The 8,420-nt window shown below is 67.6% G+C and carries 7 protein-coding genes and 1 pseudogene; 3 read left to right on the plus strand and 5 right to left on the minus strand.

Translation table 11 applies throughout. The annotated features are described in order from the left end of the window. The 5 genes and pseudogenes from ACLP25_RS06490 to ACLP25_RS06510 form a co-directional block, all read right to left on the minus strand. A pseudogene (locus ACLP25_RS06490) lies at nt 1-311 on the minus strand (quinone oxidoreductase family protein); the annotation flags it as partial. A 446-nt stretch (nt 312-757) separates the two neighbouring features. Next, nucleotides 758-1,552 (minus strand): bestrophin-like domain, encoded by a 795-nt coding sequence (locus ACLP25_RS06495; protein WP_442468406.1) that lies wholly within the window; start codon nt 1,550-1,552, stop codon nt 758-760. 61 nt (nt 1,553-1,613) lie between these two features. After that, nucleotides 1,614-4,436 (minus strand): phosphoenolpyruvate carboxylase, encoded by a 2,823-nt coding sequence (ppc, locus tag ACLP25_RS06500; protein WP_442468407.1) that lies wholly within the window; start codon nt 4,434-4,436, stop codon nt 1,614-1,616. 414 nt (nt 4,437-4,850) lie between these two features. Next, nucleotides 4,851-5,255, minus strand: coding sequence for a very short patch repair endonuclease (locus ACLP25_RS06505; RefSeq protein ID WP_442468408.1), 405 nt, complete (start codon nt 5,253-5,255; stop codon nt 4,851-4,853). Continuing rightward, nucleotides 5,252-6,406 (minus strand): DNA cytosine methyltransferase, encoded by a 1,155-nt coding sequence (locus ACLP25_RS06510; RefSeq protein WP_442468409.1) that lies wholly within the window; start codon nt 6,404-6,406, stop codon nt 5,252-5,254. The genes ACLP25_RS06505 and ACLP25_RS06510 overlap by 4 nt, the downstream gene beginning before the upstream one ends. 102 nt (nt 6,407-6,508) lie before the next feature. Here ACLP25_RS06510 and ACLP25_RS06515 point away from each other — a divergent pair, with 102 nt between their 5' ends. The 3 genes from ACLP25_RS06515 to ACLP25_RS06525 form a co-directional block, all read left to right on the plus strand. Further along, nucleotides 6,509-7,513, plus strand: coding sequence for a glucokinase (locus ACLP25_RS06515; RefSeq protein WP_442468410.1), 1,005 nt, complete (start codon nt 6,509-6,511; stop codon nt 7,511-7,513). A gap of 155 nt (nt 7,514-7,668) precedes the next feature. Next, nucleotides 7,669-8,061, plus strand: coding sequence for a hypothetical protein (locus ACLP25_RS06520; protein WP_442468411.1), 393 nt, complete (start codon nt 7,669-7,671; stop codon nt 8,059-8,061). After that, nucleotides 8,058-8,420, plus strand: a 363-nt coding sequence (locus ACLP25_RS06525; RefSeq protein ID WP_442468412.1) for a UbiA family prenyltransferase, incomplete at its 3' end; no start/stop codon positions are given. The genes ACLP25_RS06520 and ACLP25_RS06525, both read left to right, overlap by 4 nt.

The raw sequence follows: 8,420 nt of genomic DNA on the forward strand, positions 1-8,420 counted from the left end.
AGATCGTCGGGCAGGGGCAGACATTGCTGAGCCGCCGCGACGGTCTCATCCGCGAAAGCGCCGTAAGGCAAGCGCGGCAACAGGAAATAGACGCGGGCGCCGTCCTCGAGCTTTCCTACACCGTCGACGCCGGCGACGAATGGATAACCGGAGGACGAACTGTAATGCGCGCCCGACGCACGGCCGCGGGCAAGCTGCGTCAGCGCCGCAGCCGTCACCCTGACGAGCCGCTCCCCCTCCGTGGGCCTGGGCGCGGGGAAATCGGCATACGCGGGCGTCCGTCCCGGTCCCTGAACGATCGCGGCTTTCATGGCGGGTCCTTTCGGCTCTACGATATCAGTGTATCCGGCGCCCTCCGCCCCGTGAATGGCGATGGCGCGACTTCTGATTGCGGAAAAGCAGAAATATCGGTATGATCCCTTCATGCGAGCCTCAGACCAAGCGCAAGCGGATCGACGCCGGCTGGACGGGATGCGGCCACATACCCGGAGATGGCCGCATGATCAAAAATTCGCGTGGAAGGATTTTTCCTCAAACTCGAGTGTAACGCATTGAAAAGTCACGATTCGCGGGTGAATAAGAGGGTCAAATCCAGCGCCGAGCGCGTGTCGAATGCATGCCGAACGCGCGCCGAATGACGCCGAACGACGCCCGAATGACGCCGGACGGCGCCCGAATGCGCCTCGCTCCGTGGACCAGGGAATGATGGAGAGCAGCGTGCTGAAGGTTGTGCAGAATCGCTCAGGGCCGAGTCGGCTTACGGCTCGTCCAACTCGCTTAGTGCGTCGCGCATGGAGTCGCTCGACACGTGCACGAGCCCGCCTAAAGGAGAATCGTAATCGGTGATCAGAAGGATCGCGGAAGCGACGCAGAAAGCGCAGATGACGATCGTCAGATGAACGACCGCGTTGCGGGGCGCGAGCAGCCCGAAGACGCCGAAGACGACCGCAAGCCATCCGCACATTGCGACCATGAGCGGCCAAGAGACCGTGTTGTGGGCGGTCTGGATAAGCTGCCTCCGGGCGGCGAGCGTCGCGTCGACCTGCGCGGTGAGGGATTGGGCGAGCCGCTGATGAAAGCCGTCCGGCGGCTCGAGTCGATGGATCTCCGAATCCATCCGGATCAGGATGGCCGCGATCTGCCGGCGTTCGACGCCACCGGGCTTTGCGAATTTCGGATAGTCGCCGGGCGGCGCAGGTTCATCGGGCCAGCTATCGGCGATCGCGGCGGCGATGTATTCGCGTAGGATCGCCCGGATCGGCTTTGCCTCCGCGCCATATTCGCGCAGATGGATGTCAAGGTTGGAAAGGTCGCCGGCAAAGGCGCGAAGCCGGGCGTCGAACGTATCGTAGGAGGTTTTCACCTCCGACAGGAGGAGGCTCAGGACCAGCGCGGTGATGGTGACGAGGATCGAGACCACGAGGCGAACGTGATCGACCGTCTGGCTCGTCTTGTGCCCTTCCCGCAGCCGGCTTTGCAGAGCCATGCCGATTCCGGCTGCGCCGACGAGAAGAGCGAAAACGATGAGGACAATCCAGCCGCCGAGCGCCATCGGCGGAGAATGAGAGCCTGAGGCGCTGGATGGCAAGCGCTCGACAGGCCGTCCACAATGTTTATCCGCTGTTCCTGAGGCCCGCCGACACGCCGTTGATGGTGAGCTGGATGCCCGTCAGCACCTTCTCGCTCGACGCCCGCGCCCGGTGGAGCTTCAGAAGCTCGACCTGCACGTGGTTCAGCGGGTCGAGGTACGGGAAGCGGTTCCGGATCGAGCGGTCGAGCAGAGGGTTGCTGGCGAGAAGCTGCGGCTGCTCCATGATCGCGTTCAGCGCGTCGACCGAATCGCGCCACTCCTGCGCAATGCGGGCGAAGATCTTCTCCCGGAGCGCGACGTCGTCGCAAAGGCGCGCATAGCGGGAGGCGATGGCGAGGCTCGACTTCGACAGCACCATGTCCATGTTGGAGAGCAGGGTGCGGAAGAAAGGCCAGCGCTGGTACATGGCTTTCAGCGCCTCGAGCCCGTCGTCGGGATGCGCTTCGACATAGGCCTTGACCGCTGCGCCGAAGCCGAACCAGCCGGGGAGCATCAGCCGGCACTGCGCCCAGGAGAACACCCAGGGGATGGCGCGCAAATCCTCGATCGCCTGCGTCTTCTTGCGCGAGGCCGGCCGCGAGCCGATGTTGAGCGTCGCGATCTCGGTGATCACGGTCGAGGACCAGAAGTACTTCACGAAACCTTCGGTCTCGTAGACGAGGCCGCGATAGGCGCCGTAGGCGGCCTTCGAAAGCTCCTCCATGGTTTCCAGGAAGGCGGGGTCGGGCGCCGGGCTCTCGTCCTGCAACAGCGTCGCCTCGAGCGTCGCCGACACGAGCGTCTCGAGATTCCTGCGTCCGACGTCGGGGTTGGAATATTTGCTCGAGATGATCTCGCCCTGCTCGGTGATGCGGATCTGCCCCTGTACTGCGCCGCCCGGCTGGGCGAGAATGGCGTCGTAGCTCGGACCGCCGCCGCGGCCCACCGAGCCGCCGCGGCCGTGGAAGAGGCGGATGCGCACCCCGTGCCTCCGGAACACCTCGACGAGGCCGATTTCGGCCTTGTACAGCTCCCAGCCCGAGGTGACGAAGCCGCCGTCCTTGTTGGAGTCGGAATAGCCGAGCATCACTTCCTGCTCGCCGCCCTTCGAGTCGACGAGCCTGCGATATTCGGGAATCGCCAAGAGCCGGTCCATCACGCCGACGCAGTTGCGCAGGTCAGCGATCGTCTCGAACAACGGAACGAGCGCGAGCGCGGTTTCCCCGGCTGCCGTGACGAGGCCGGCTTCCTTGAGCAGCAGCGCCAGCTCCAGCAGGTCGGACACGGCGTCGGTCTTGGAGATGATCGAGGTGCGGATCGCGCCCTTGCCGTAGCGCGCGCGGATCGCGGCGGCTGTACGGAAGAGCGCGAGTTCGCCCGCCGTCTCCTCGCCATAGGCGAGGAAGGGCGAGACGAGCGGGCGCGCGGACACGAGCTCCCGCCTGAGCAGCGCGACGCGCTCGTCTTCGCTCAAGGCGCGGTAGTCGAGGCCGGGCGAGACGGCCGCGACAATCTCGGCGACCGTGCGCTCGTGCACATCGGAGTTCTGCCTTAGGTCGATCGGCGCGAGATAGAAGCCGAACACCTCGACGGCGCGCCGCAGGCCTCTCAGGCGTCCGCGGGCAATGATGGCGCCGCCGTTCGCCTTGAGCGATTCCGCGATCACGTCGAGGTCGACGGCAAATTCCTCGACGGCGTCATAGGCCGGCGCATCGGCGATCGGCTGGCGCAGCGCGACGACGTGGTCGAGCTCCCGCGCGGTCTTGGCGAGGCGGGAATACATGCCGCCGACAGCGCGGCGGTAGGGCTCGTCGCGCCTCGTCGGCGAGTCGTCGTCCGCCCTGTCCGCGAGCGCGGCGAGTTCGGGCGTGACGGGGACGAGTTCGGAGGCCAGCGACAGCTCGCCGCCGAGCTGGTGCAGTTCGTCGAGGAAGAAGCCGATCGCGCGCGCGCTCTGCAGGCGCACCGCCTCGTCGAGCACGTTGGCGGTGACGAAGGGATTGCCGTCGCGGTCGCCGCCGATCCACGAGCCGATGCGCAGGAATGATGGGATCGGCGCCGTGCGACGCTGGCCCCCGGCGCCTTCCAGCGCATCCTCGATCGCGCCGTAGAGCCGCGGCAGCTCACGAAAGAATGTGTAGTCGTAATAGGAAAGGCCGTTGGCGACTTCGTCGATCACCTGCGGCCGGGTCTGGCGCAGCATGTTGGTGCGCCACAGGATCAGCACGGCGCGCCTCAGCTTCTCCTCGATGGCCGCCTGCTCGGGCGCGCCGGCTCCGGCGCGGTCGCGTTCGTCCAGCAGCCCCGCGATCTCGAGTTCGCGGCTCAGCGTACTCTTGCGGCGCACCTCGGTGGGATGGGCGGTGAGCACCGGGCTCACAAGCGCGCGGTCGAAGAAGCCGCCGAGCGCCTCGGGCGTAATGTCCGACTGACTGATGTGATGGCGGATGTGATGGAAGGCGTAGGTGAGCGAGCCGGGACGGGGCGCGGAACCCACCATCACGTGCGCGCGGTTGCGTCGGATGTGGTGCTGGTCCTCGGCGATATTGGCGAGAGGGGAGAAGTAACTGAAGGCGCGCACGATGGCGAGCGTCTGGTCGGCCGAAAGACTGTCGAGCGTCGCCTCGAGTTCGCGCCGCGCCCCGGGCTCGTTGTTGCGGTGGAAGCGGATCGAGGCCTGCCGAATCTGCTCGACGAGAGCGTAGGTTTCCTCGCCCTCCTGCTCGCGCACGGTGTCGCCGAGAATGCGGCCGAGCAGGCGGATGTCGTCGCGCAGCGGCCGGTCCTTTTCGGCGTCGTCGTCGAGGATCGGTTCCAGGGCCATGAGGACGCCTCCATCGAACGGCAGCGGGAACGCGTCTCGCATGCGGCAGGGGACGGCGCAAGGCAAGCAAGTTGAGGGCCAGCCGGTTGCAGCCGCGATCGCCGGTCGCGGCCGGCGGGAGACATCTGGACTCCCTCAAGCGTCCGCGGGGCGAGGCGCGTTCGGGCGCCGTCCGGCGTCATTCAGCGGGCGTTCAGCCCGCGTTCGACAGGCGTTCGGAGCTGGGTTTGGCCCTCTTATTCACCCGTGAATCGTGACTTTTCAATGCGTTGCATGCGAGTTTCACGAAATCTTTCCTGCCCGAATTTTCTTCGTCATCCGGCTCCCGGGCAAATGGCCCCGTCCCCGTCCGAGACGGCGTCGATCCGGTTGCGCTTCGCCCGATGCCGGCATGAAGGGGATCATAACGTAATTTCTGTTTTTCGGCAATCAAAAGTCGCGCCCATCCCGACACCCCTAAGGTTCGCGCAACGGCACCTCCGCCGCGAGTCGGGCGGCGAGCGCGGTTTTGTCCTTCAGTTCGCATTCATAGACGACGAGCATGCGCCAGCCCATCGCGGCGAGTGCGGCCTGGGTCTTTACGTCGCGCGCCCGGTTGCGCGCGATCTTGGCGCGCCAGTAATCCGTGTTCGTCTTGGGCATGCGAGCGCCTCGCGCGCATTCGTGCCCGTGCCAGAAGCAGCCATGCACGAAGATTGCGAGCTTGCGACGTCCGTAGGCGATATCCGGCTTGCCGGGGAGGTCGGCGCGATGGAGGCGGTAGCCGGACGCGATCCGCCTCAGAAGCGCCCGCACCGCGCGCTCCGGAGTCGTGTCGCGGGATTTCACCGCCCGCATGACGGCGGAGCGGTCATAGGTCATGCGCGGGACCAGCGCGCCGGCGCGTCCGCGATCCTAGCTTCGGCGAGGGGGATGAGCAGGTTTTCGCTCAAAAACCGCACCACCGGCGGCGCGACGCCGTCGCCGACGAGATGCAGCGCGTCGGTCGCGCGCTTCGGCAGCTTGAAGCTGTCGGGCAGGCCCATCAGCCGCGCAGCCTCGCGCGGCGTCATCAGCCGGGTGCGGATGGTCTCGCCGTCGACCTCGATCAGGAACTGGCGGCTCGACCCGCCGCCCGGCGTGCGCAGGCAGCCGGCGAGCCCATCGAAACGCGCCTCTGCCTGGACCCGCACGCCGCCCGCGCCATCCGGGCGGGTGCGGCGGAAAAGAGCGCCGACGTGTCGCGCGCCGTCTTCTTGCGCGAGCGCGACGTCGCGTTTCGAAGCGGGCGACAGCGTCGCCACGAAAGCGGCGGTCTCAGAGGGATTGTGCCAGCGCTGCGGATCGGGCTCGAGGCAGTCGACGAGTCGGGCGTTGGCGCGTGGCGCCTCGGGGAGGCGCCACCAGATCCAGCTGGCAGCGAGTGCGCGCGGCAGCCCGGTAGCGACGCGCCGCAGCGCCGAGGAGACGTGATGGGCGGGCGGCCCCGACGCCGCGAGCCGAGCCGGGACTGCGACGTCGTTCCGCACGGCGACGAAAAACACCCGCGGCCGCGACTGCGGCAGAAAGAGCGCCGCGTCGATCGTCAGCGCGCCGAAGTGGTAGCCGAGGTTTTCCAGCGCCGCGGCGATGGCGTTGAAATCCGAGCCGCCTCTGGAAGTCAGAGTCCCGCCGACGTTCTCGAGCGCAATGAGTTTCGGCGCGCGGCCGTCGGCCTTGAGCGCTTCCATCACGTCGCAAAAGCCCCAGAACGCGCCAGACCGCTTACCGTCGAGCCCAGCGCCCGCGCCGGCGAGCGATAGGTCCTGGCAAGGAAAGGACGCCCAGGCAAGATCCGCGGCGCCCGGCAGGTCGCGCGCGCGGAGCGATGCAACGTCCGCAATGCGCAGGCCGTCGCTTCCCCAATTGGCGGCGTAGGCCACTCCTTTGCGCGGATCAAAATCGTTTTCGAACAGCGCCCGCCAGGCCGGCTCGAGTCCGGCGCGCACCATGCCGCCGCCGCAGAAGAATTCGTAGAAGGTGGGACGCGCCATGGCTGCCGAATCAGGGAAACGCGCCGAGCCTAGCGCATTTGATCCGGGAAAGGGTGCGCCGCCCTTGACCGAGGCCCTGACGATAGGCGTTTATAGGCGGGCATGAGCGACTTTGCCTTTCCCTCTCCCGTCCTCGTCTGCGACACGGGCGGCACCAATGTCCGGTTCGCGCTCTCGCCTTCGCCCGGCGCGGGGCTCGGACCGATCGTCCATCTCATTACCGACGATTATCCCGGCCTGCCGGAGGCTATCGAGGCGGCGACGCCGAAGCTCGGGGCGCGGCCGCAGTCGATGATCGTTTGCGGCGCCGGCCCGGTGGTCGGACGCGAGCTGAAACTCACCAACGCGCCCTGGGTGATGGACGGTCCCGAGACGGCGCGCCGCGCGGGCCTGAAGCAGGGGCTTTTGCTCAACGATTTCGAGGCGCAGGCGCTGTCGTTGCCGGCGATCCAGCCGGACTGGACGCGCCCGATCGGCGCGCTCGCCTTCGATGGGCAGGGCCCGCAGGTGATCCTCGGGCCGGGCACCGGCCTCGGCATCGCCGCGCTGGTCGAGGCCGACGGCCGCTTTACCCCTGTGTCGTCGGAGGCCTGCCATATCGACTTCGGCCCGGTCACGGACGAGGAATTCGCACTCTGGCCGCATCTCGAGCGGGCGCACGGGCGGATCACCAGCGAGAGCGTGCTCAACGGCGCGGGCCTCGCGCGGGTCCACCGGGCGCGCATGATGGGTCTCGGGCGTCCCGATCCGCATCTCGAGCCGCCGCAAGTCACCGCCGCGGCGGAAGCCGATCCCAAAGGCGAAGTCGCGGACAGCGTACGGCTCTACTGGCGGATCGTGGCCCGCTTCGCCGGCGATATGGCCGTGACCTTCGTCGCGACGGGCGGGGTGACGCTGTCGGGCGGCGTGCTTCCGCGGGTGGTCGATTTCCTCGATGACGCGACGTTCCGCGCCGCCTTCGAGGCCAAGGCGCCGGTCGACGCGCTCGCCCGGCGCATTCCGACCCGCCTCATCATCCGCTCCGACGCAGTGCTGGCCGGCATGGCGGCGATCGCCGCGGCTCCGGACCGATACGGCATCGATTATCCTTCGCGAGGTTGGGTCTGACGCCGTGCGGAGGGGCGCCTCTTCGGCGGAATTCCGGCGGCGGCCGTGCTTTCGCCTTTATCTTGGGGCTTCTGCGCGCTAAATCGAAGCGCGACGGCTTCGGATTCTCTCGACGGAGTTGTTTGAGCGTGACGCGGACACGGATTGCCTTGGGCGTGGCTCTTGTCGCAGCCTTTAGCGCCCCGGCCCTCGCCGACTGTGGGCAGGACATGCAGAAGCTCGCGGCGGCGCGCAACACCGAGATGCAAAGGGTCAACGACTACGCCAAGTCGTTCCACGGCAAGCCGATGGATCCTGAGGGCTTCTGCGCCAAGACGGTCGGGCTTTTGCACGCCGAAGAAGCGCTGATCGCCTACATGACCAAGAACAAGGACTGGTGCTCGTTTCCCGACGACGCGATCAACAACCTGAAGGCGGGCCACGAAAAGAACGCCGGCTTCAACGCCAAGGCCTGCAAGGTCGCTGCCCAGATCAAGAAGATGAAGGAGCTGGCGGCCCAGGGCGGCGGCGGGCCGCAGGCGCAGCCGCTGCCGGCCGGGCCGCTTTGAGCGCAGGGCCTGAGCGCGCCGTCCTGCCCGACGCGCGCCCCGCGAGTCTCGTCCTGAGGCTGACCCCCGATTTCGCGCTGCCGTTCGTCCAACTCGCCCGGCTCGACCGGCCGGCCGGCTGGCAGTTGCTGCTCGCCCCCTGCTGGCAGGGGACGGCGCTGGCCGGCCTCGCGCTCCACCGCGGGCCGAGCCTCTGGCATCTCATGCCGTTCCTCGTCGGCGCGATCGCAATGCGCGGCGCCGGCTGCACCTACAACGACATTCTCGATCGTGGGCTCGACGCCGGCGTCGAACGCACCAAGGGGCGCCCGCTCCCCTCGGGCCGCGTCGGCGTCGGCGCGGCGGCGGCCTTTCTCGTC

It is taken from the genome of Roseiarcus sp. (assembly GCF_052145395.1).
Taxonomy (GTDB): domain Bacteria; phylum Pseudomonadota; class Alphaproteobacteria; order Rhizobiales; family Beijerinckiaceae; genus Roseiarcus.

Coding starts and splice junctions, on each gene's coding strand:
- ACLP25_RS06505 (WP_442468408.1), bottom strand. CDS start 5,255: ATGACCTATGACCGCTCCGCCGTCATGCGGGCGGTGAAATCCCGCGAC.
- ACLP25_RS06510 (WP_442468409.1), bottom strand. CDS start 6,406: ATGGCGCGTCCCACCTTCTACGAATTCTTCTGCGGCGGCGGCATGGTG.
- ACLP25_RS06515 (WP_442468410.1), top strand. CDS start 6,509: ATGAGCGACTTTGCCTTTCCCTCTCCCGTCCTCGTCTGCGACACGGGC.
- ppc (WP_442468407.1), bottom strand. CDS start 4,436: ATGCGAGACGCGTTCCCGCTGCCGTTCGATGGAGGCGTCCTCATGGCC.
- ACLP25_RS06495 (WP_442468406.1), bottom strand. CDS start 1,552: ATGGCGCTCGGCGGCTGGATTGTCCTCATCGTTTTCGCTCTTCTCGTC.